Here is a 20,081-nt window from a genome sequence, read left to right as displayed (position 1 = left end):
TGTACCGCCAGCCTCTAGCCTGCGTTAAAACTCACCCGCACCTTCAGTCCCGCCTGCGCGCCGTCGTGCAGGCTGATTTGCGCCAGATGGGCGCGACAGATTTCACCGACGATCGCCAGGCCCAGGCCGGAACCCGCGACATCGGAGTTACGCCGGTAGAATCGCTCGAATACCCGGTCGCGGTCTTCCTGGGGAATCCCCGGGCCGTCGTCCTCCACCTCCAGCACCGCCGGCGCGCTGACCCGCAGGATCACGTTTCCGCCCGGCCTGGTGTGGGCCAGGGCATTGTCCACCAGGTTGCTCAGCAGCTCGTTCAAGAGGGTCGGCTCGCCGCGCAGCCAGACCGGCTCGTCGGCTTCCAGGGCCAGGGCGATCCCCCGGGCGTGAGCCAAGGGCGCCATGGCCATGCCCAGTTCGCGAGCCAGCTGGCTGAGATCGAGCAATTGCGCGCCGCCCTCGGCAATCGCCCGGGCGCCGTTTTCGATCCGCGCCAGGGACAGCAGTTGATTGGCCAGGTGAGTCAGGCGATCGGTACCCTGGGCGGCGCTTTCCAGGGTGCTGCGCCAGGTCTCGGGCTCCGATGCCCGCAGCCCCAGTTCCAGGCGCGCCTTGAGTGCTGCCAGCGGGGTGCGCAATTCATGGGCGGCATCGGCGATGAACTGCGCCTGGCGCTCGAACTGCCCACGCAGCCGCTCGGTGAAATGGTTGAGCGCCCGCACCAGTGGCCACAGCTCGCGTTGCACCTCGACCAGCGGCAAGGGGCGCAAATCATCGGGCTGGCGCTCTTCCACCGCGGTGCGCAAACGCTCCAGCGGGCGCAACGCGGCGCTGACCGCGAACCACACCAGCAACAAGGCCCCCATGGCCAGCATGCCCAGGCGCAACAGGGTATCGGCCATCAGGCTGCGCGCCATGCGAACCCGCGCCTCGTCGGTCTCCGCCACGCGAATCTCCGCCATACCGTTCATGTTCGGCTCGCTGACCGCCTTGAGCAGGCTCACCACTCGGACATTCTGCCCTTGATAGGTGGCATCGTAGAACCGCGCCAGCGCCGGGTAATCGTCGGTGCGCGGCGTGCCTGGCGGCGGACCGGGCAGGTTTTCGTAGCCGGAAATCAGCTTCTGATGAATGTCATTGACCTGGTAATAGATCCGCCCGGCGCTGTCGTAGGCGAAGGTATCGAGGGCGACATAGGGCACATTGGCGCTGAGGCCACCGTCGCGCTGGGACAGGCCGGCGGCGATGGTGCGGGCCGAGGCCAGCAGGGTCCGGTCGTAGGCGGTGTCCGCGGCCTCGCGGCCGTTCCAGTAGGCACTCAGGCCGCTGGCCAGCATCAGTACCACCAGCAGCAGCGCCAGGTTCCACAACAGGCGCCAGCGCAGGCTGCTGGGCCTATGCATCGCGGCTTTCCAGCAAGTAACCGAGGCCCCGGAAGGTAACGATGGCCACCGGCTGGCCGTCGAGTTTCTTGCGCAAGCGATGGACATAGATCTCGATGGCATCCGGGCTGGCCTCTTCATCCAAGCCGAAGACCTGGGAAGCCAGTTGCTCCTTGCTCATAACCCGCCCCGGCCGGGCGATCAGCGCCTCGAGCACCGCCTGCTCGCGGGAGGTCAACGTCAGCAGTTCTTCACCGAGGGTAAAGCGCCGGGTATCGAGGTCGTAGGCCAGCACTCCACAGCGCTGCACCCGCTCACCACCAAGCACGCTGCGCCGCAGCAGGGCCTTGACCCGTGCTTCCAGCTCCGTCAGTTCGAAGGGTTTGGCCAGGTAGTCGTCCGCCCCCAGGTTGAGGCCATGGACCCGATCCTTCACATCGCTGCGCGCGGTCAGCATCAGCACCGGCAGGTTCTTGCCCCGCGCTCGCAGGCGCGCCAGCACTTCGAAACCATCCAGGCGCGGCAGGCCCACATCGAGGATCGCCATGGCGTAATCCTCGCTGCCCAGGGCCAGGTCCGCGGCGACCCCATCGTGCAGCACATCCACGGTCAAACCCGTGCTCTTGAGCGCCTGGGCGACACTTTCAGCCAGCTGCAGGTGGTCTTCGACGAGAAGCACGCGCATGGATTTCCTACCTCGTTCAGGGGATCGACGGCACTTTTAATTGCCGCGGAGTTTACAGCCGGGACCGCTGCTGTGAAGCCCGAAAACCGTGAAAGCCTGCTGAAAGGTTAGCGAAAGGTTGGCCCATTAGAGTCCTGTTACGGATTGTTTCGACTTCCGTGGCGACCTCCCGGTGGCCTCCCGAAAAACGCCTCGATGCGTTTTCGCCAATAAGAACAATAACGGAGTACAACACGATGCTGTCCATGCAGCCTCAGGCTTGCCAGCCTGTTCGTTTTTCCCGTCTCAGCCACACCGCCCTCGCCAGTGCCGCCGCCCTTGCCGGTTTCTCACCGATCAGCCAGGCCGCCTTCTTCGAAGACAGCAGCGCTACCCTCGAAACCCGCAACATGTACTTCAACCGCGATTTCCGCAGCGGCACCAGTGCCCAGCAATCCAAGCGCGACGAATGGGCCCAGGGCTTCATGCTCAACCTGCAATCGGGCTACACCGACGGTACTGTGGGCTTCGGCGTCGACGCGCTGGGCATGCTCGGCATCAAGCTCGACTCCAGCCCCGACCGTACCGGCACCGGCCTGCTGCCGACCCACGACGACGGGCGCGCCGCCGACGAGTACTCCAAGGTCGGCCTGACCGGCAAAGTGAAGATCTCCACCACCGAACTGAAGATCGGCAGCCTGATCCCGGAACTGCCGACCATCAAGCCCAACGACGGGCGCATCCTGCCCCAGACCTTCGAGGGCGGCCTGCTGACCTCCAGGGAAATCAAGAACCTGACCTTCACCGGCGGGCGCCTGGAGAAAGCCAAGGATCGCGACAGCACCGACTTCGAGGACATCGCCCTCAACAACAAGAACAGCCGCTTCGCCGGCACCGTCGCCGGCAAGCACTTCGACTTCGGCGGCCTGGACTACAAGTTCACCGACAAGATCACCGGCAGCTACCACTTCGCCCAGCTCGCCGAAGTCTACAACCAGCACTTCTTCGGTCTGCTCGCCTCGCAGCCGATGGGCCCGGGCACTTTCGCCACGGACCTGCGCTTCGCCGTCAGTGACGACCAGGGCCAGGCCCGTGGCGGCAAGATCGACAACAAATCCCTCAACGGCCTGGTGAGCTACGCCCTGAACGGGCATAAACTCAGCGCCGGCTACCAGCACATGTCCGGCGACAGCGCCTTCCCCTACCTCGACGGGGCCGACCCGTACCTGGTCAACTTCGTGCAGATCAACGACTTCGCCGGTGCCGAAGAACGCTCCTGGCAAGCCCGCTACGATTACGACTTCGGCAAGCTCGGCATCCCCGGCCTGACCTTCATGACCCGCTACCTGAGCGGTGACAACATCGCCCTGAAAAACGGCGACACCGGCAAGGAATGGGAACGCAACACCGAGATCAAGTACGTGGTGCAAAGCGGCACCTTCAAGGACGTCGCGGTGCGCCTGCGCAACGCCACCTACCGCTCCAACTATTCGGCCCGCGATGCGGATGAAGTGCGCCTGCTGGTGAGCTACAGCCTGGCGCTCTGGTAATCGACCGACCTTTGGCAGGCGCCGCGCCTGCCAAAGATCTTGGCATGCAATACACAACAACAACTCCTGTGGAGACAAGCATGAACCCATCACTGCGTAAATTGGCCCTCGCCGCCGGCTGTATGCTGTTCGCCGGTCAACTGCTCGCCGCCAGCGCCGAACCCAAGCGCCCGGAATGCATCGCCCCGGCCTCCCCCGGCGGCGGTTTCGACCTGACCTGCAAACTGGCGCAGAGCGCGCTGGTCAACGAAAAGCTGCTGACCAAACCGATGCGCGTGACCTACATGCCCGGCGGTGTCGGCGCGGTGGCCTACAACGCGGTGGTGGCCCAGCGTCCCGCCGACGCCGGCACGCTGGTGGCCTGGTCCAGCGGTTCGCTGCTGAACCTGGCCCAGGGCAAGTTCGGCCGTTTCGATGAAAGCGCGGTGCGCTGGCTGGCCGCGGTCGGCACCAGTTATGGCGCCATCGCGGTGAAGAGCGACTCGCCGTACAAGACCCTCGACGACCTGGTCAAGGCGCTGAAGAAAGATCCGAGTTCGGTGGTGATCGGCTCCGGCGGTACCGTCGGCAGCCAGGACTGGATGCAGACCGCGCTGATCGCCAAGGCCGCCGGGATCAACCCGCGCGACCTGCGCTACGTGGCCCTGGAAGGCGGCGGCGAAATCGCCACCGCGTTGCTGGGCGGGCACATCCAGGTTGGCAGTACCGACATTTCCGACTCCATGCCGCATATCCAGAGCGGTGACATGCGCCTGCTCGCGGTGTTCTCCGACAAGCGCCTGGACGAACCGGAAATGAAGGACATCCCGACCGCCAAGGAGCAAGGCTACGACATCGTCTGGCCAGTGGTGCGCGGCTTCTATCTCGGGCCGAAGGTCAGCGACGAAGACTACGCCTGGTGGAAAGACGCCTTCGACAAGCTGCTGGCTTCCGAAGAGTTCGCCAAGCTGCGCGACCAGCGCGAACTCTTCCCGTTCGCCATGACCGGGCCGGAACTGGACGCCTACGTGAAGAAACAGGTGGCCGACTACAAGACCCTGGCCAAAGAGTTCGGCCTGATCCAGTAATCGCCCCTATCTAGCGGTCCTGCCCCTTTTGCGGGGGCAGGGCCCAGGAGTTTGCCATGCTCTTACAACGCATTTTCGCCTCAGTGCTGCTCCTGGCCTGCCTGGGCCTGGCACTGATGGCCTGGCCTTACCAGGCCGCGTTTTCCTACGAACCGGTCGGCCCGCGCGCCTTTCCCCTGCTGATGCTCGGGTTGATGGGCCTGGCGCTGCTGTACATGGTGTTTCGCCCGGCGCCGATCAAGCACAGCGAAGACGAGCCGCCGCTGGACCGTGAAACCCTGACCAAGATCAGCATCTGCGTGGTCCTGCTGCTGATCTTCGCCGGTCTGTTCGAACCCCTGGGTTTCATTCTCAGCAGCATCCTGATCGGCATTCCGATGGCGCGCCTGTATGGCGGCCGCTGGGTGCCCAGCGCCGTGGTCACTACGCTGATGGCCATCGGTCTGTATGTGCTCTTCGACCGGGTGATGGACGTGCCACTGCCCCTGGGCCTGCTCGACGTTCTGGAGAACTGATATGGATACGCTTGGCTATTTGGGCCAGGGTTTCGGCGTCGCGCTGAGCCCCTACAATCTGGTCACCGCCCTGACCGGCACCCTGATCGGCACCGTGGTCGGCCTGCTTCCGGGCCTGGGCCCGATCAACGGCGTGGCACTGCTGATCCCGATCGCCTTCGCCCTCGGCCTGCCACCGGAGTCGGCGCTGATCCTGCTGGCGGCGGTGTACCTGGGGTGCGAATACGGTGGCCGGATCAGCTCGATCCTGCTGAACATCCCGGGCGAAGCCTCCACCGTGATGACCACCCTCGACGGCTACCCGATGGCGCGCCAGGGCCTGGCCGGGGTAGCCTTGTCGCTGTCGGCCTGGAGCTCGTTCATCGGCGCCCTCATCGCCACCTGCGGCATGGTGATGTTCGCCCCGCTGCTGGCGAAATGGGCGATCGCCTTCGGCCCGGCGGAGTACTTCGTGCTGATGGTGTTCGCCATTGTCTGCCTCGGCGGCATGGCGGGTGACCGACCGATCAAGACCTTTATCGCCGCGCTGATCGGGCTGTTCCTGTCGTCGGTCGGCATCGACGCCAACAGCGGCGTGTACCGCTTCACCGGCGATAACATCCACCTCACTGACGGTATTCAGTTCGTGGTGCTGGTACTGGGCCTGTTCTCCATCAGCGAGATCCTGTTGCTGCTGGAAAAAACCCATCGCGGCCAGGAAGCGGTGAAAGCCACCGGGCGCATGATGTTCAACTTCAAGGAAGCGGCGTCGGTATTCATGGTGAATATCCGTAGCGGCCTGCTGGGCTTCATCATGGGCGTCTTGCCGGGTGCCGGCGCGACCCTGGCCAGCGCCGTGGCCTACATGACCGAAAAACGCATCGCCGGCGCCAGCGGCACGTTCGGCCAGGGCGACAAGCGCGGCCTGGCGGCTCCGGAAACCGCGATCGGCGCCTCGGCCTGCGGCGCCCTGGTACCGATGCTGACCCTCGGCGTCCCGGGCTCGGGCACCACCGCGGTGATGATCGGCGCCCTGTCGCTGTACAACATCACCCCGGGCCCGCTGCTGTTCCAGCAGCAACCGGATATCGTCTGGGGCCTGATCGCCTCGCTGTTCATCGCCAACATCATGCTGGTGATCCTCAACATCCCGATGATCCGCGTCTTCACCCGCATCCTCGCCGTGCCGAACTGGGCCCTGGTGCCGGTGATCGCGATCATCACCGGGATCGGCGTCTACGCGGTGCACGCCACCACCTTCGACCTGTTCCTGATGGTCGGCATCGGCATCTTCGGCTACATCCTGCGCAAGCTGGACTTCCCGCTGTCGCCGGTGCTGCTGGGCTTTATCCTCGGCGGGCTGATGGAGCAGAACCTGCGTCGCGCGCTGTCGATCTCCAACGGCGCGATGGAAATCCTCTGGTCCAGCCCGATCACCGTCGGCGTCTGGGTGCTGACCGTAATCATGCTGCTGATGCCGATGATCCGCATCTGGCGCAAGCGCTCGGCCCTGCAACGCGCCGTGGCCGATGTCTGAGGTCAGCTTCAAACAGTGGTGGGGTACGCCCCTGGTCGGTCTGGTCGGCGGTTACCTCGCCAGCCAGATCGGCTGGCCGCTGCCGTGGATGGTCGGCTCGTTGCTGGCGATCATCCTGGTGCGCTGCCTGACGCCCTGGCAACTGGGGGAAATTCCCGGCGGCCGCAAATGCGGGCAATGGGTGGTGGGTATCGGCATCGGCCTGCACTTCACCCCGGTGGTGATGGAGCAGGTCATGAGCCATTTCGGCCTGATCTTCTTCGGTGCCCTGGTCACCAGCCTGTCCAGCGTGGTCGGGGTCTGGCTGCTGCGGCGCACCGGTGAGGACCGGGCCACCGCGTTCTTTTCCAGCATGCCGGGCGGCTCCGGCGAGATGGTCAACCTCGGCGCGCGCGCAACGGCGCGGTGCTCAGCCGTGTGGCGGCCGGGCAAAGCCTGCGGGTGCTGGTGGTGGTCTTGTGTACCGGCGGCCTTCAAATACCTGCTCGGTGAAGGCGTGCCTCAATTGCATCCGGCCAGCGTCGATTGGCGCTGGCTGGCCGTATTGTTTCCGGCGGGCGCCCTGCTCGCCTGGCTCTGGCAGCGTCTGCGCCAGCCCAACCCTGGCTGTTCGGGCCGCTGCTGGTCAGCGCCGCGGTCAGTGTCGGCTGGGACCTGCACATCGGCCTGCCGGACGGCGGCAGCCAGATCGGCCAGTGGCTGATCGGTAGCGGCCTGGGCTGTCACTTCAATCGCCAGTTCTTCCGCCACGCGCCCTCATTCATGGGCCGCACCCTGGTCGGCACGGCGCTGACCATGCTGATCGCCAGCCTCGCGGCCGTAGCCCTGAGCGCCCTGACTCATCTGGATTTGCGTTCGCTGACGCTGGGCATGATGCCCGGCGGCATCGCGGAAATGAGCCTGACGGCCGAGACCCTGCAACTGTCGGTACCGCTGGTGACGGCGATGCAGGTGATGCGCTTGCTGTTCGTGCTGTTTCTGGCCGAGCCGCTGTTCCGGCATTGGGACAAGAAACCGGACTGAAGCCGGTCCCCTGTAGCCGCTACCGCAGGCTGCGATCGACCCCGAAGGGGCGCGCGATGTTCAGAGTCGCCGAGGCCCTTCGGACCTATCGCAGCCTGCGGCAGCGGCTACAGGGTTTTGCGTTGATTCAAGCAGGCTCGAGGCTAGCCGCGATGAGGCCCATCAAACCGGCGGCAACCGCCATTCGATCGGCGTCTCGCCATTCTGCTCGAGGTACTTGTTGGTCCGGCTGAAATGCCCGCAACCGATAAAGCCGCGGTACGCCGACAGGGGCGACGGGTGTACCGAGGTCAGCACCAGATGTTTGGTGGCATCGATCAGCTTCTGCTTGCTCTGGGCGTGGGAACCCCACAGCAGGAACACCAGATGCGGCTGATGCTCGCTCACCACTTCGATGATCCGGTCGGTGAAATGCTGCCAGCCCCGGCCCGCGTGGGAAGCGGCGTTGGCCCGTTGCACGGTCATGGTGGTATTGAGCATCAGCACGCCCTGGTCGGCCCAGCTCTGCAGGTAACCGTGGTTGGGCATGTCGATGTTCAGGTCGCGCTTGAGCTCTTTATAGATGTTCACCAGGGACGGCGGCGCCGGTACGCCGGGCTGCACCGAGAAGCACAGGCCGTGGGCCTGGCCGGGGCCGTGGTAAGGGTCCTGGCCGAGGATCACCACCTTGACCTTGTCCAGCGGCGTGGAATTCAGCGCATTGAAGATCAACGGGCCCGGCGGGTAGATCTCCTTGCCGGCGGCATGTTCCTGACGCAGGAACTCGCGCAACTCCGCCATGTAAGGCTGGTCGAATCGGCACGCAGTGCCTGCTTCCAGCTGGGTTCGAGTTTGATACGGTCGTCATCGGTCATGGTTGCACCCGGTAAAATCAATGGGCGCACCCTAGGAAAGCCCACCACGCTTGTCAATTGATCTGACGCAGAACCGCCACTTTCGCCTATAGCGATCATACTGAACGCTCAAATTCCCGATCGAGGTCACGATGAATCTGCACTTCGAAGAACTCACCGGCACCGACGGCGCGCGCATCGCAATTGCCAGCCTGGATGCCGAACAATCCCTCAACGCCTTGTCCCTGCCGATGATCCATCTGTTGAGCGACCGCCTGGAAGCCTGGGCCAAGGACCCGCAAGTGGTCTGCGTGCTGTTGCGCGGCAACGGCGCCAAGGCCTTTTGCGCCGGCGGCGAAGTGCGCAGCCTGGTCCAGGCCTGCCTGGCCCACCCCGGCGAAGTACCACCGCTGGCCGCGCAGTTCTTCGCCGCGGAATACCGTCTCGACTACCGCCTGCACACCTACCCGAAACCGCTGATCTGCTGGGGCCACGGCTATGTGCTCGGTGGCGGCCTGGGCCTGCTGCAAGGCGCCAGCATTCGTATCGTCACGCCGAGCAGCCGCCTGGCGATGCCGGAAATCAGCATTGGCCTGTACCCGGATGTCGGCGCCAGTTGGTTCCTCTCGCGCCTGCCGGGCAAGCTCGGACTGTTCCTCGGCCTGACCGGCGCACACATCAACGGCCGCGACGCCATCGACCTGGACCTGGCCGACCGCTTCCTGCGGGACGACCAGCAGGAAGCGCTGATCGACGGGCTGCTGCAGCTCAACTGGCAGGAGCAGACACCGATGCAGCTCAACAGCCTGCTCAAGGCCCTGCAACAGGAAGCCGTGGCACAAATGCCCGCGGCCCAATGGTTGCCACGGCGCCAGCAGATCGACGAATGGCTGGACGTCAGCGATGTACGCTGTGCCTGGCGAGCCATCAGCCAGCTGCACGATCACTCCGATGCCCTGCTGGGCCCGGGCGGGCGAAAAACCCTCGGCGAAGGCTGCCCGCTGACCGCCTGCCTGGTCTGGGAACAGATCCAGGGGGCCCGGCACCTGTCCCTGGCCCAGGTGTTCCAGATGGACATACACCCTGAGTCTGAACTGCTGCCGGCATCCTGAATTCAGCGAAGGGAGTGCGGGCGCGCTTGATCGACAAGGACCACAAGCCCCGCTGGCACTGGCCGGACATCACAGCGTCCCCGACGCCGTGGTGCAGGCGCATTTCCACAAGGCCTGGAAGGCCGTCACCCCCTGGCGGATCTGTCGACTTCTAAAAAGCCAGCCATGAAAAAAAACGGCGCTCCAGGCGCCGCTTGTTCGTTGTGGGCAGACAGCGGTTGTGATGACGGTCACGACGGTGATCGTCGCGACCGCGATCGCTCCAGTCTCGACCGCCACGCCGACCGTCATGGTCGCGGCGGACCGTCATGCCGGTAGTCGTTTTCCAGCCCTGGCGGGTGGGCCATTCCCAGCCACGGTTCGGGTAGGCGCGGTAAAACGGCCCGCGCGCGACTGGTAGTAACGCGGTGACGGTTGGTAATACCGCGGCTGGTAGTACCGGGGCGCAGGTTGGTAGTAGCGAGGCGCAGATTGATAATAACGCGGCGCGTAATAGCCGCGGCCGTGAAGAATAATAGGAGGCCGCCGTAGTAGACCGGCGCCGGCGTCGTATAGACCTCAGAGCGGTAGTAAGTGGAACCTCCGTCGTAGTCGTAATAGGGAACGCAGGCAGAAAGAGCCAAACCCAGGAACGCAGTGAGAAGAATTCGACGATACATGGCGGCCTCCTGGACCGCTGATGGGCCATGCCAGCGACGCTGGCCGGCGGCAGCCAAGGATGTTCTGGCTGACGGAATATCTGACCGTGAAAACGGGGTCTGGTGCGATTTCGGTTACACCTTGATACAAGTCGCCAGGCCAGGATCTTGGATCCGAGAAGGGCCGGTTTTCGCTGGCTGCGGGCCATTGCTGGCGAGCTATCAAATCACGCAGCTACTCGTCGGCGCGTCCACTAGAATGCTCGCATCGGGTCACTGCCAGGGAATCGCCCATGCTGCTTAGTTCCCCGCTGTATTCGCAGCGCTGGTTGATCATCACGCTCATCGCGCTGCTGGGTTGCGGTTTCATGGCTACCTCCTTGCTCAGCTACTACGCCTCGCGAACCTCGATCCGCAACAACATCGTCAACACAGAGCTGCCGCTGACCTCCGACACCGTGTATTCGGAGATCCAGAAAGACCTGGTACGACCGATCCTGATTTCTTCGATGATGTCCCGCGATACCTTCATGCGCGATTGGGTAATGGGTGGCGAACGCGATCCCGAGCAGATGACCCGCTACCTCAACGAAGTCATGACCCACTACGGCGCCTACACCGCGTTCTTCGTCTCCAACAGCACCCTGACCTACTACCATGCCAAGGGTGTGCTGAAAAAAATCGCTCATGACAACCCTCGCGACGCCTGGTATTTCCGCGTCCGCGACATGGCCACCCCGTATGAGATCAACGTCGATCCGGACCAGGCCAACCAGAACAACCTGACGTTTTTCATCAACTACAAGGTCTACGACTACCAGGACAATTTCATCGGCGTCGCCGGTGTCGGCCTCAAGGTAGACGCGGTGATCAAGCTGATCGACCGCTATCAGCAGCGTTATCAGCGCAGTGTGTATTTCGTCGATACCCAGGGCCGGATCGTCCTCACCGGAACCGAAGGCGGTCCGCAGGGCGCGCGGGCCGGCCAGTCGCTGCTCGAACTGGAAAACCTGCGCGACCTGCAGGCCAGGCTGCCCAAGCCCCACAGCGGCAGCTACGAGTACAGCGCCCCAGACCAGCGGCACTTTCTCAATGTGCGTTTCATTCCCGAGCTGAACTGGTACCTGTTCGTCGACAAGCACGAAGGCAGCGCCCTGGGCAATATCCGCCGCTCGCTGTACCTCAACCTGCTGATCTGCCTGGCGATCACCCTGATCGTGCTGACCCTGCTCAACGGCGTGGTCAGACGCTTCCAGCGCAAGATCGAAACCCAGGCTACCCTCGATAGCCTCACCGGCCTGCACAACCGCCGCGGCTTCGACCTGCTGGCCGCCCAGGCCATGCACGAAGCCCGGCGCGAGTCCAAGCCGCTGACCGCGCTGCTGCTCGACCTGGACCACTTCAAACGCCTCAACGACACCTACGGCCACCTCGCCGGCGACCAGGTGTTGAGCGGCTTCGCCCGGCACCTGGAAAGCTGCCTGCGCCAGTCTGATATCGTTTGCCGTTGGGGCGGCGAAGAGTTCATCGTGCTGCTCAAGGACACCGACAGCGCCACGGCGCTGAAGATCGCCGAGAAAATCCGCCTGCTGATCGAGCAACAGAGCTACGCCTATGAGGGCAAGAACATGCAACTGACCGTCAGTATCGGCGTGACCACGCTGCAGGCGGACGATACCCTGCACAGCCTGCTGTCGCGCGCCGACCATGCGATGTACCGTGCCAAACAGACCGGCCGTAACCGAACCTGCGTGGAAATGCCTCACTCCCGTTATGAATGAACCGACCCTGAACAACCCCAACCTCTGCCCGGCCTGCGGCGCCCGCAACAACTGCAGCCTGGCCGACCCGCGTACCGCCGACCAGGCCTGCTGGTGCTACAGCGTGAGCATCGACCCGGCGGTGCTCCAGGCACTGCCGCCGGAGCTGCGCGATCGCGCCTGCCTGTGTCCGCGCTGCACCCGGGTCGAGGCGCAACTGCAAGCGGCCGCCAGGCCGATCCCGTAAGATGCGCAGCCCTTTGCCAGCCTGCCGATAGCCATGCGCGTTGACCGCTTCCTCAGTAACCTGCCCCGCTTCAACCGTCAGCAGGTGCGCCTGTTGCTGGTGGCAAAGCGCATCCGCATCGACGGCCAGGTGGTCAGCGATCCTCACGCCGAGGTGCGCGAATTCAGCCGGGTCGAACTCGACGACGAAGTGCTGCAGGCCGGCAAGCCGCCGCGCTATTTCATGCTGCACAAACCCATGGGCTGCGTCAGCGCCACCCGCGATCCCGAACACCGCACCGTGCTCGACCTGCTGGACGAACCGGACAAGCACGAGCTGCACATCGCCGGGCGCCTGGACTACAACACCACCGGTTTATTGATCCTCACCAACGACGGCAGTTGGTCGCGACGCCTGACCCAGCCGCAGACCAAACTGCCGAAGCGCTATTACGTCGAGACCGAACAGGACATAGGCCCGGAGTACGCCGAGACCTTCGCCCGGGGCCTGTACTTCGCCTTCGAGGACCTCACCACCCTGCCCGCCAAGCTGCAGATCCTCGGCCCCCGGTGCGCGCGGCTGAGCATCGTCGAAGGCCGCTACCACCAGGTCAAACGCATGTTCGGCCATTTCGACAACAAGGTCTTGCGCCTGCATCGCGAACGCATGGGACCGCTGGCCCTCGACGAAAACCTGGCCCCCGGCGAGTACCGGTCGCTGACCGATGAAGAAATCCGCCTGATCTGAGTACCTACAATTTCTGTAGCCGCTGTAAGCCATTGACGATGCGATGACCATTCAGCCGAAGTTGTCGAACAATTTACCAACGGCACTTGCGAGACGGCGTTCTCCCTGCTTGAATCAGTCCGTCGGCCGAAATGTGACCGATGAGTCACGAACATACTTCTAAGAAACCCTTTGCCGTCCGAGCCGCCTGTGCTCACCCCGCATTACGGCAAATTGCCCGCTTATAACAACACCCGTCGACCATCTGTTGCGGATCGACATGGGCTCAAAAATTCCAGGCGTATGCCTACCTGTCACAAATCTCGTGCACCCTCGGTTGCGCGCATACCCGCTTGCCAGGAGTCTTATGACATGAGGCCAGAAATCGCTGTGCTGGATATACAAGGTCAGTATCGGGTTTACACGGAGTTCTATCGCGCAGATGCCGCAGAAAAGACCATCATTCTGGTCAACGGCTCAATGGCCACCACTGCGTCTTTTGCGCAGACCGTGAAGAACCTGCATCCGCAATTCAACGTTGTGCTCTACGACCAGCCCTACGCCGGTCGTTCGAAAGCCCACAACAGACACGAGAAAATGCTCACCAAGGAAATCGAGGGACAGATCCTCTTGGAACTGATCGACCACTTCGCCGCCGAGCACGTGATGTCGTTTTCCTGGGGTGGCGCGCCGACGCTGCTCGCCCTGGCACAGCGCCCGCGACGCATCGAAAAGGCGGTGATCAGCTCGTTCTCGCCAGTGATCAACGAGCCGATGCGCGACTACCTCGAACGCGGTGTCGATTACCTCGGCAGCCTGGATCGCGACCGGGTCGGGCACCTGGTCAACGAGACCATCGGCAAGCACCTGCCGTCGCTGTTCAAGCGCTTCAACTATCGCCATGTCAGCACCCTGGCCGAGCATGAATACGGACAGATGCACTTCCATATCAGCCATGTCCTCAACAGCGACCGTCAGTGCTACCTGAAAGCGGCGAAGAACATCGACGTACCGGTGCTGTTCATGAACGGCGAATGGGACGAATACACCGCCGCCAATGACGCCCGGCTGTTCGGCAACCATGTCCGGCACTCGACGTTCAGTACCATCCAGGCCGCCGGGCACTTCCTCGACATGGAACACAAGGCCGCCTGCCGGGACAGCCGCAACGCGCTGATGGGGTTTCTCAAACCGACCCAGCACACCAGTCGTCCGCGTTATCACTACCTGCAGGACCACCATGCCCTGGCTATCTGAAGTGGCGTCATCGCGAGCAACTCGTCCCCTGCCACAGGAGCGAGCTTGCTCGCGATAGACCGCAAGACGGTCTTCGCCCCGTCACCGCGATGACGGCGTAGAAGCGTGCCCGCGCACGTCTCCCGCCGCCTCGCAGACACAGGCCCGACAAAGAAAAACTTCAAATCCGCGTGCACTTCTGGTACAAAGTCAGCCGCTCCGAGCGGGTGTCGTATAATGGCATTACTCCAGCTTCCCAAGCTGATAACGAGGGTTCGATTCCCTTCACCCGCTCCACTTCATTCGAGTCCAGCGTCAGGCCCTGCCGACGGGGGATGCAGAAACAAAAAACCGGTCCTCGAGTGACCGGTTTTTTTATGGGTGTGGTATCAACCTGTTGCCAGGATAAACGAGCGCGGAAATGGCAACGACCCCGTGCTGTCCTCCAGCGGACCGGATTCGCTCATCTTCAAGGACGATGTAGCTGACCAGGCCCGCTCATCCTCTACTTCTCCGTTCAGGAGGGATCCTGCAACACAGCCAGCGCTCTTATCCGCCACGTCACAAACTCGCTCTTTCTACACTTCAACCTGCAGAGTGCCCCTGCCAACGACCGTCGGGCAGGCAAGGTGTTGATCACTTTTATTTGGTAGGTATAGTAACCACCACTTCAGGCACCCCAGTAAACCGGGGCTGGTGACAGTTCCACATCCCAAAAAGGACCTGCTGAGAAAAACCGCCATCAGCATTCTGAAACAGGCGCTGCTCATGTGAAGGTGATTCAGTGCGCCCTGGAGGTTCCGCACATGCTTTACCCGGTTGCAATTTCAATGGGCGATGACAAGCACGCCTGGGGCGTGGAAGTCCCCGACATTCCTGGCTGTTTCTCGGCCGGCGACGACCTCGACGACGCCATGGCCATGGCCCGCGAAGCCATCGAAGGGCACTTCGAAATTCTCGCCGAAGACGGTGCCCCCATTCCGCCTGCCAACAAGGTCACCCTGCACGCGGCCAACCCTCAGTACGCAGGCTGCACCTGGGCCCTGATCGACATCGATGTCACCAAGTACCTGGGCAAGGCGCAGAAGCTCAACATCACCCTGCCCGGCTACCTGCTGAACCGCATCGACGAATACGTACTGCATCACCCGGAAGCGAAGAGCCGCTCGGGTTTTCTCGCTTCGGCTGCATTGAAGGTATTGCAACAGGACTGAACACGCCGCTCTGGTCGAAGAACGTGAGCGGCCAATGATGCTGTTGGTGGCCGCTCAACCCTGAACCGGCTAGCGCGCGCAAGAATCGGTCCGGCCTGGCCGATTTTTTATCCCCTTGCGATGCCCCGACAAACGACCTGCAAACGAATATAAGCAAGGACCCATTCGGTATTTAAAACCGCTCCATCCGCCCCGTTCTGGCCAGGCAGTTGGGCATCAGCTCCATCCTGATCATGCGTTCGCTGTCCCAGCACATGCAGGTCGAAGCCTCGGGTAGGCGGCATGAGGATACTTATCCGATTGGCGCCCAGGGCCAGAAAAGCAGCCTCGCGCACAACGGCCAGGCACTGTATTGCGAGCGCGTGGTGGACAGCGGCCAGCCGTTGTACGTCAAGGACTCGCGCCTGGAAGCCGAGTGGGCGGGCAACGAGGACTAGGTGGCATTCGACCTGAGCAACTACCTGGGTTATCCGGTACGCGATGCCGATGGCGCGGTGTTCGGCACCGTCTGCGCGCTGCATGAAAGCGCCAGGCAATACAGCGCCGAAGAACAGACCGCGCTGGACGCGTTCCGGCAAAAGGTCGAGGCCCTGCTCGCCCGTTCGCCGCGGTGAGACTTTAGTCGTACAGGTCGCCCACAGGCACGCGCGGACGAGTACGGCTAAGCCCAGGTCGCATCCGGTGCATCGACAGCGTTCGAAACTTCTACGATGAGCCCTCGCCTTTCACCGTAGAGACCGCCCATGCGCCAGATCCTGCTCGCTCCCTTGCTCGCACTTTCACTGGTCGCCGGCAGCTGTCTGGCCGGCCCTTCGTTCGATCATCTCTACGCCTTCGGCGACAGCTATTCCGACAACGGCGCCAGCGACCGCTTGACCCGGGACATGCTGGCCCGCCAATTCAAGGATGCCCAGCAGCTGCCCGGCGAGCTGTATTGGCAAGGCCGCTGGAGCAACGGCCCGACCGCCGTGGAAGTGCTTGCCAAAAGCCTGCAGCTGCCCCTCACCGACCACGCCGTTGGCGGCGCGAAAAGCGGCCAGAACAATTACTACGCCTGGATGACTGCGTACCGTGACACAGGAGTGAGCGGGCAAATCGATGACTACCTGACCAACGCCAAAGGCCAGGCCGACCCTCGCGCGCTGTACTTCATCTTCATCAGCGCCAACGACTTTTTCGAGCACGCCGACTTCGGCCACCAGGAGCCGATCGACGACTTGGCCGCCAGCAGCATCGGCCATATCCAGAACGCCGTCAGTCGCCTGGCCAAGGCCGGGGCCAGGCATTTCCTGGTAATCGGCAGCACCGACCTGAGCCATGCTCCGGCAGTGGTGGCCAGCGGGCAGCGCGAACCGGCGCTGCGCTATCAGCAGATACTTGAACGGCAACTGCCGCCGCTGCTGGTGGCCGAGAACAAAAAGCTCGATGTGCAGATCAGCTACTTCGACCACATCGCTTTCAGCGACCAGTTGCGCCGCCAGCCTGGCGAAGAGGGCCTGACCCAACTCGACCGGCCGTGCCAGCCGACCTACCCCGAGGTGAAGCCGGCATGCGCCCATCCGGACGAATATTTCTATTGGGATGAATGGCACCCGACCCGCAAGGTCCATGCCCTGGCGGGGGAAGCCATGGCCAAAGCCCTCGGCCAGGCCCGCTAAGGCACAGCCTCACCGATGAGCAGCAGCCCAGCCCTAGACGCAGGGCTGCAACGGAAAGCGGTTCGCCCCGCTCCAGGCCAGGAAGCGTTCCTGCAGCATCGGCCGGGCGAGGAAATAACCCTGGGCCTCATCGCAGCCGAACGCGCACAGCATCTGCAGGCATTTGAAACTCTCGATGCCCTCGGCCACGGTGCGATAACCCAGCTCGCGGGCCAGGCTGATGATCGAGCGGGTGATCTTCTGGTGCTGGGTGTTGCACTCCAGGTCCGTGATCATCGACTTGTCGAGTTTCACCACATTGGCCGGGATCTGATGCAGGTAGGCGAAATTGCTGTAGCCGGTGCCAAAATCGTCGATGGCCACATCCATGCCCAGCTCGCGGATGCGTGTCAACTGCGCCAGGACATTCGGGTTGGAACGCAGCCATTCGCCTTCGGTGATCTCCACTTCGAGGCGCCGCGGGTCGATGCGGTGCAGCTCGCAGGCGTGGCGGATCAGCTCGGCGATATCCTGGTCCTCGAAATCCTTGGGCGACAGATTGATCGACAGCTTGCTGCTCTCGGGCAGGCTCCAGGTGTGCAACTTGCTCAACACCGTGTCGATGACCCAGCGGGTCACCTGATGAATCAGGCCGTTGCGCTCCATCACCGGAATGAACTCGGCGGGCGAGATCGGGCCCAGCCACGGATGCTCCCAGCGCAGCAAGGCTTCGGCACTGACCTGGGCTCCATCGGGCAGGGCGAAGCGTGGCTGGAACATCAGGTAGATCTGGCCACTGCGCAAGGCATCGTTGAGGTCCGAGGCCAGGTTGAACGCGCGGCGCTGGGCATGATCGCGCCCGGCATCGTAGTGCGCCCAGAAGCTGCGCCTGGCCATGGCCAGCTCCAGGGCGAACATGGCCTTGCGCAAGGCATCGTCCACCGACTGGGTATCGATCTCGAACTCCACGGTTCCGGCACAGACCGTGGGAATCATGGGAAACCCCAGCCCGGGCGGCTGGCGGCGCAGGCGACTGACCAGTGCATCGAGCAATTTATCGAGCCCCTGGGCTGGCGCCGGCAGCAGGAAACCGAAACGCTTGACCGACACGTGATAGACCCGCACATGTCGCCCCAGGTACTCCTGCAGGCGCAGCGCGAGAAAACGGATGAGAGTCTCGAAAGGCGCCAGCCCCAGGGCCAGGGTCAGCTCATGGGCGACCTTCATGTCCAGGGCATCGATCAGGACCAGCACGCGCTTTTCGCCGAGGTGGTGCTCGGCCAGGTCCCGCAGGTCGCTCTGGAACTGCTCGCGATTGGCCAGGCCGCTGACCGGGTCGCGACGCCGCAGGCGCTGGCGCTGCTCGACCTGCTCCATGACCATCGCCGCCATGTCCCGCAACTGCTGGCGTTCGACGATGCTCAACTGCTGCTCGACCTTGTCGATGATGCACAGGCTGCCGATGGCATAACCGGAGGAGGTCAACAGCGGCGCCCCGGCGTAAAAGCGGATGCCCTGGTCCCGGGTCACCAGCGGGTTGTCGCAAAAGCGCGGATCGCGCGCCGCGTTGCGCACCTCCAGCACCTCGCGGCCTTGCACCGTGAAGGCGCAGAACGACTGGCTGATGGGTGTCTGCGGCTCATCGAAGCCCACCCGCGACTTGAACCACTGGCGATCGCGATCCACCAGGCTGATCAAGGCGGTCGGCACCTTGAAGTACTCGGCCGCCATGCGGCAGATCCGGTCAAAATTCTCGCAACTGGCGGTGTCCAGCAACTCCAGGGCATGTAGGGCGGCCAGGCGCCGCTCCTCGGCAATCGCCTTATCGGGCATATACAACCTCGGGCCGGGATAACGCGATCATCACAATAAACAACCTATTCGCAGGGAGGCTGGAGGGACGCGACGGCCTTGAATGCGATAGTGGCATTAGGACATCTCTGCCTCCAGAATGACTGACGGGCAGGCGCTTGCCAAACCCATCCGTCGGACGAACGGTATCGGTTAAAAAAGTGCGGTTCTCAAGACCTTCGGTCCTGAGCGCTTTGCCGGTTTTCGGCGCTGATCTCAGGCGCCAAAACGCGCGATAGCCGCATCGATGAAGTGCCGCAGTTTGGCGGTCATCCGCCGGTCCGGCCGGTACAGCAGATGCATCGCGCGACTCGGTGCCTCATAGCCGGGTAGCAACTGCACCAACTCCCCCGCGGCCCGTGCCGGCTCGAGAAAATCCGCCGGCCCCAGGACGATGCCGAAGCCATCCACGGCCGCCGACAGCAGGGCCCTGCTCTCGTTGACCTGCAAGCGGCTGCGTACCTGAACCTCATGCACCTGGCCGGCGCGGCGGAACTGCCACTGGTTGTCCGCCGGCCGTGACCAGTAGGCGTACCCCAGGCACTCATGCTGTTCGAGATCGGCCGGCACCCGTGGCGTACCCCGGGCGGCGAGGTAGGCAGGCGCCGCGCAGGCGATCAGCCGATAAGGCGCCAGCGGCCTGGCGGTGAGGCTGGAATCGGCCAGCGGCCCGATACGAAAGGCTGCCTCGTAGCCCTCCTCCACCAAGTCGATGTAGCGATCGGTGAGGTGCAGGTCGATTTCCACCTCCGGATGCTCACGCAAAAACGCCGTCACGAACGGCATGAGGCTGTAGGAACCGAAGGTCACCGGCGCGCTGATACGCAACTTGCCCCGGGGCGTGGCGTTCATGATCTGCGCCAGGGAATCGGCGGCCTGGGCCTCGCCGAGGATGTGCTTGCAGCGCTCGAGGTAGGCACTGCCCAGCTCGGTCAGGCTTTGCCGGCGCGTGGTGCGGTTGAGCAGGCGCGCCCCCAGCCGCTGCTCCAGCGCCGCGACATGCTTGGCGACCATCTGCGGCGACAGCCCCAGGCGGGTCGCCGCACGGGCGTAGGAACCGCTTTCGGCGGCCGCGACAAAGGCCTCCATGCTGGTCAGACGATCCATCATTCAATACTCCCAGTAACAAGACCA

At 63.4% G+C, this 20,081-nt stretch carries 17 protein-coding genes, 1 tRNA gene and 4 pseudogenes; 16 read left to right on the top strand and 6 right to left on the bottom strand.

Features of this window, described 5'->3' with window-relative positions; genetic code table 11:
- Positions 1-14: 14 nt before the first annotated feature.
- Both tctE and tctD read right to left on the bottom strand, forming a co-directional pair.
- Positions 15-1,400: a two-component system sensor histidine kinase TctE gene (tctE, locus tag H0I86_RS07010; protein WP_180924499.1), complete on the bottom strand. Its 1,386-nt coding sequence runs from the start codon at positions 1,398-1,400 to the stop codon at positions 15-17.
- Positions 1,393-2,064, bottom strand: a complete 672-nt coding sequence (tctD, locus tag H0I86_RS07005; protein ID WP_009042580.1) for a two-component system response regulator TctD — start codon at positions 2,062-2,064, stop codon at positions 1,393-1,395. Before tctD ends, tctE begins: the two co-directional genes overlap by 8 nt.
- A 236-nt stretch (positions 2,065-2,300) precedes the next feature.
- Here tctD and H0I86_RS07000 point away from each other — a divergent pair, with 236 nt between their 5' ends.
- The 5 genes and pseudogenes from H0I86_RS07000 (at position 2,301) to H0I86_RS06980 (ending at position 7,714) form a co-directional block, all read left to right on the top strand.
- A complete protein-coding gene (locus H0I86_RS07000) occupies positions 2,301-3,593 on the top strand; it encodes an OprD family porin (protein ID WP_180924498.1) in 1,293 nt (430 codons plus the stop codon).
- Between the two features lie 80 nt (positions 3,594-3,673).
- Positions 3,674-4,660 (top strand): Bug family tripartite tricarboxylate transporter substrate binding protein, encoded by a 987-nt coding sequence (locus tag H0I86_RS06995; protein WP_009042578.1) that lies wholly within the window; start codon positions 3,674-3,676, stop codon positions 4,658-4,660.
- Positions 4,661-4,716: 56 nt separating this feature from the next.
- The gene (locus H0I86_RS06990) at positions 4,717-5,175 is read left to right on the top strand and encodes a tripartite tricarboxylate transporter TctB family protein (RefSeq protein ID WP_180924497.1); all 459 of its coding nucleotides are present in this window, start codon (positions 4,717-4,719) and stop codon (positions 5,173-5,175) included.
- 1 nt (position 5,176) lies between these two features.
- Entirely contained in the window at positions 5,177-6,691 is a 1,515-nt protein-coding gene (locus H0I86_RS06985) for a tripartite tricarboxylate transporter permease (RefSeq protein ID WP_180924496.1), read from the top strand.
- Positions 6,684-7,714: pseudogene (locus H0I86_RS06980) on the top strand (AbrB family transcriptional regulator). The gene H0I86_RS06985 and the pseudogene H0I86_RS06980 overlap by 8 nt, the downstream one beginning before the upstream one ends.
- A 162-nt stretch (positions 7,715-7,876) precedes the next feature.
- On the opposite strand, the pseudogene ung reads toward H0I86_RS06980, so the two are convergent.
- A pseudogene (gene ung / locus H0I86_RS06975) lies at positions 7,877-8,568 on the bottom strand (uracil-DNA glycosylase).
- 131 nt (positions 8,569-8,699) lie between these two features.
- Here ung and dspII point away from each other — a divergent pair.
- Positions 8,700-9,806, top strand: a pseudogene (gene dspII / locus H0I86_RS06970) (enoyl-CoA hydratase/isomerase DspII); the annotation flags it as partial.
- 140 nt (positions 9,807-9,946) lie between these two features.
- Here dspII and H0I86_RS06965 read toward each other — a convergent pair.
- Positions 9,947-10,318, bottom strand: a complete 372-nt coding sequence (locus H0I86_RS06965; protein WP_373369405.1) for a hypothetical protein — start codon at positions 10,316-10,318, stop codon at positions 9,947-9,949.
- 272 nt (positions 10,319-10,590) lie between these two features.
- On the opposite strand from H0I86_RS06965, the gene H0I86_RS06960 reads away from it, so the two are divergent.
- The 10 genes and pseudogenes from H0I86_RS06960 (at position 10,591) to H0I86_RS06920 (ending at position 17,117) form a co-directional block, all read left to right on the top strand.
- Positions 10,591-12,078 (top strand): sensor domain-containing diguanylate cyclase, encoded by a 1,488-nt coding sequence (locus H0I86_RS06960; RefSeq protein ID WP_180924495.1) that lies wholly within the window; start codon positions 10,591-10,593, stop codon positions 12,076-12,078.
- Positions 12,079-12,085: 7 nt separating this feature from the next.
- Positions 12,086-12,304, top strand: coding sequence for a cysteine-rich CWC family protein (locus H0I86_RS06955; RefSeq protein WP_308416482.1), 219 nt, complete (start codon positions 12,086-12,088; stop codon positions 12,302-12,304).
- A gap of 33 nt (positions 12,305-12,337) precedes the next feature.
- On the top strand, positions 12,338-13,030 hold the full coding sequence (locus H0I86_RS06950) for a pseudouridine synthase (RefSeq protein WP_180924493.1): 693 nt from the start codon (positions 12,338-12,340) through the stop codon (positions 13,028-13,030).
- Positions 13,031-13,381: 351 nt separating this feature from the next.
- Positions 13,382-14,266, top strand: coding sequence for an alpha/beta fold hydrolase (locus tag H0I86_RS06945; protein WP_180924492.1), 885 nt, complete (start codon positions 13,382-13,384; stop codon positions 14,264-14,266).
- Between the two features lie 202 nt (positions 14,267-14,468).
- Positions 14,469-14,542 (top strand) — tRNA-Gly (locus tag H0I86_RS06940).
- Between the two features lie 354 nt (positions 14,543-14,896).
- Positions 14,897-15,019 (top strand): annotated as a pseudogene (locus H0I86_RS31930) (type II toxin-antitoxin system HicA family toxin); the annotation flags it as partial.
- A 32-nt stretch (positions 15,020-15,051) separates the two neighbouring features.
- Complete coding sequence (locus H0I86_RS06930) at positions 15,052-15,459, top strand: type II toxin-antitoxin system HicB family antitoxin (RefSeq protein WP_180924491.1); 408 nt, start codon at positions 15,052-15,054, stop codon at positions 15,457-15,459.
- 209 nt (positions 15,460-15,668) lie between these two features.
- Positions 15,669-15,896 carry a hypothetical protein gene (locus H0I86_RS32045; RefSeq protein WP_258019407.1) on the top strand — a complete coding sequence of 76 codons (228 nt, stop codon included), beginning with the start codon at positions 15,669-15,671 and terminating at the stop codon, positions 15,894-15,896.
- Positions 15,897-16,073, top strand: a complete 177-nt coding sequence (locus H0I86_RS32040; protein ID WP_258019406.1) for a hypothetical protein — start codon at positions 15,897-15,899, stop codon at positions 16,071-16,073. It begins immediately after the preceding gene.
- Positions 16,074-16,202: 129 nt separating this feature from the next.
- Positions 16,203-17,117 (top strand): SGNH/GDSL hydrolase family protein, encoded by a 915-nt coding sequence (locus tag H0I86_RS06920; RefSeq protein ID WP_180924490.1) that lies wholly within the window; start codon positions 16,203-16,205, stop codon positions 17,115-17,117.
- Between the two features lie 33 nt (positions 17,118-17,150).
- On the opposite strand, the gene H0I86_RS06915 is transcribed toward H0I86_RS06920, so the two are convergent.
- Positions 17,151-18,929 carry a putative bifunctional diguanylate cyclase/phosphodiesterase gene (locus H0I86_RS06915; RefSeq protein ID WP_180924489.1) on the bottom strand — a complete coding sequence of 593 codons (1,779 nt, stop codon included), beginning with the start codon at positions 18,927-18,929 and terminating at the stop codon, positions 17,151-17,153.
- A 234-nt stretch (positions 18,930-19,163) separates the two neighbouring features.
- Complete coding sequence (locus H0I86_RS06910) at positions 19,164-20,054, bottom strand: LysR family transcriptional regulator (RefSeq protein ID WP_180925797.1); 891 nt, start codon at positions 20,052-20,054, stop codon at positions 19,164-19,166.
- Between the last annotated feature and the right edge of the window lie 27 nt (positions 20,055-20,081).

Origin of the sequence: Pseudomonas chlororaphis subsp. aurantiaca (assembly GCF_013466605.1) — a bacterium.
Lineage (GTDB): Bacteria > Pseudomonadota > Gammaproteobacteria > Pseudomonadales > Pseudomonadaceae > Aquipseudomonas > Aquipseudomonas chlororaphis_I.
This window is presented reverse-complemented; position numbering and strand designations above follow the sequence as displayed.

Coding starts and splice junctions, on each gene's coding strand:
- H0I86_RS06915 (WP_180924489.1), bottom strand. CDS start 18,929: ATGCCCGATAAGGCGATTGCCGAGGAGCGGCGCCTGGCCGCCCTACAT.
- H0I86_RS06965 (WP_373369405.1), bottom strand. CDS start 10,318: ATGTATCGTCGAATTCTTCTCACTGCGTTCCTGGGTTTGGCTCTTTCT.
- H0I86_RS06960 (WP_180924495.1), top strand. CDS start 10,591: ATGCTGCTTAGTTCCCCGCTGTATTCGCAGCGCTGGTTGATCATCACG.
- H0I86_RS06930 (WP_180924491.1), top strand. CDS start 15,052: ATGCTTTACCCGGTTGCAATTTCAATGGGCGATGACAAGCACGCCTGG.
- H0I86_RS06985 (WP_180924496.1), top strand. CDS start 5,177: ATGGATACGCTTGGCTATTTGGGCCAGGGTTTCGGCGTCGCGCTGAGC.
- tctD (WP_009042580.1), bottom strand. CDS start 2,064: ATGCGCGTGCTTCTCGTCGAAGACCACCTGCAGCTGGCTGAAAGTGTC.
- H0I86_RS06950 (WP_180924493.1), top strand. CDS start 12,338: ATGCGCGTTGACCGCTTCCTCAGTAACCTGCCCCGCTTCAACCGTCAG.
- H0I86_RS06910 (WP_180925797.1), bottom strand. CDS start 20,054: ATGGATCGTCTGACCAGCATGGAGGCCTTTGTCGCGGCCGCCGAAAGC.
- H0I86_RS06945 (WP_180924492.1), top strand. CDS start 13,382: ATGAGGCCAGAAATCGCTGTGCTGGATATACAAGGTCAGTATCGGGTT.
- tctE (WP_180924499.1), bottom strand. CDS start 1,400: ATGCATAGGCCCAGCAGCCTGCGCTGGCGCCTGTTGTGGAACCTGGCG.
- H0I86_RS06920 (WP_180924490.1), top strand. CDS start 16,203: ATGCGCCAGATCCTGCTCGCTCCCTTGCTCGCACTTTCACTGGTCGCC.
- H0I86_RS06995 (WP_009042578.1), top strand. CDS start 3,674: ATGAACCCATCACTGCGTAAATTGGCCCTCGCCGCCGGCTGTATGCTG.
- H0I86_RS06990 (WP_180924497.1), top strand. CDS start 4,717: ATGCTCTTACAACGCATTTTCGCCTCAGTGCTGCTCCTGGCCTGCCTG.
- H0I86_RS07000 (WP_180924498.1), top strand. CDS start 2,301: ATGCTGTCCATGCAGCCTCAGGCTTGCCAGCCTGTTCGTTTTTCCCGT.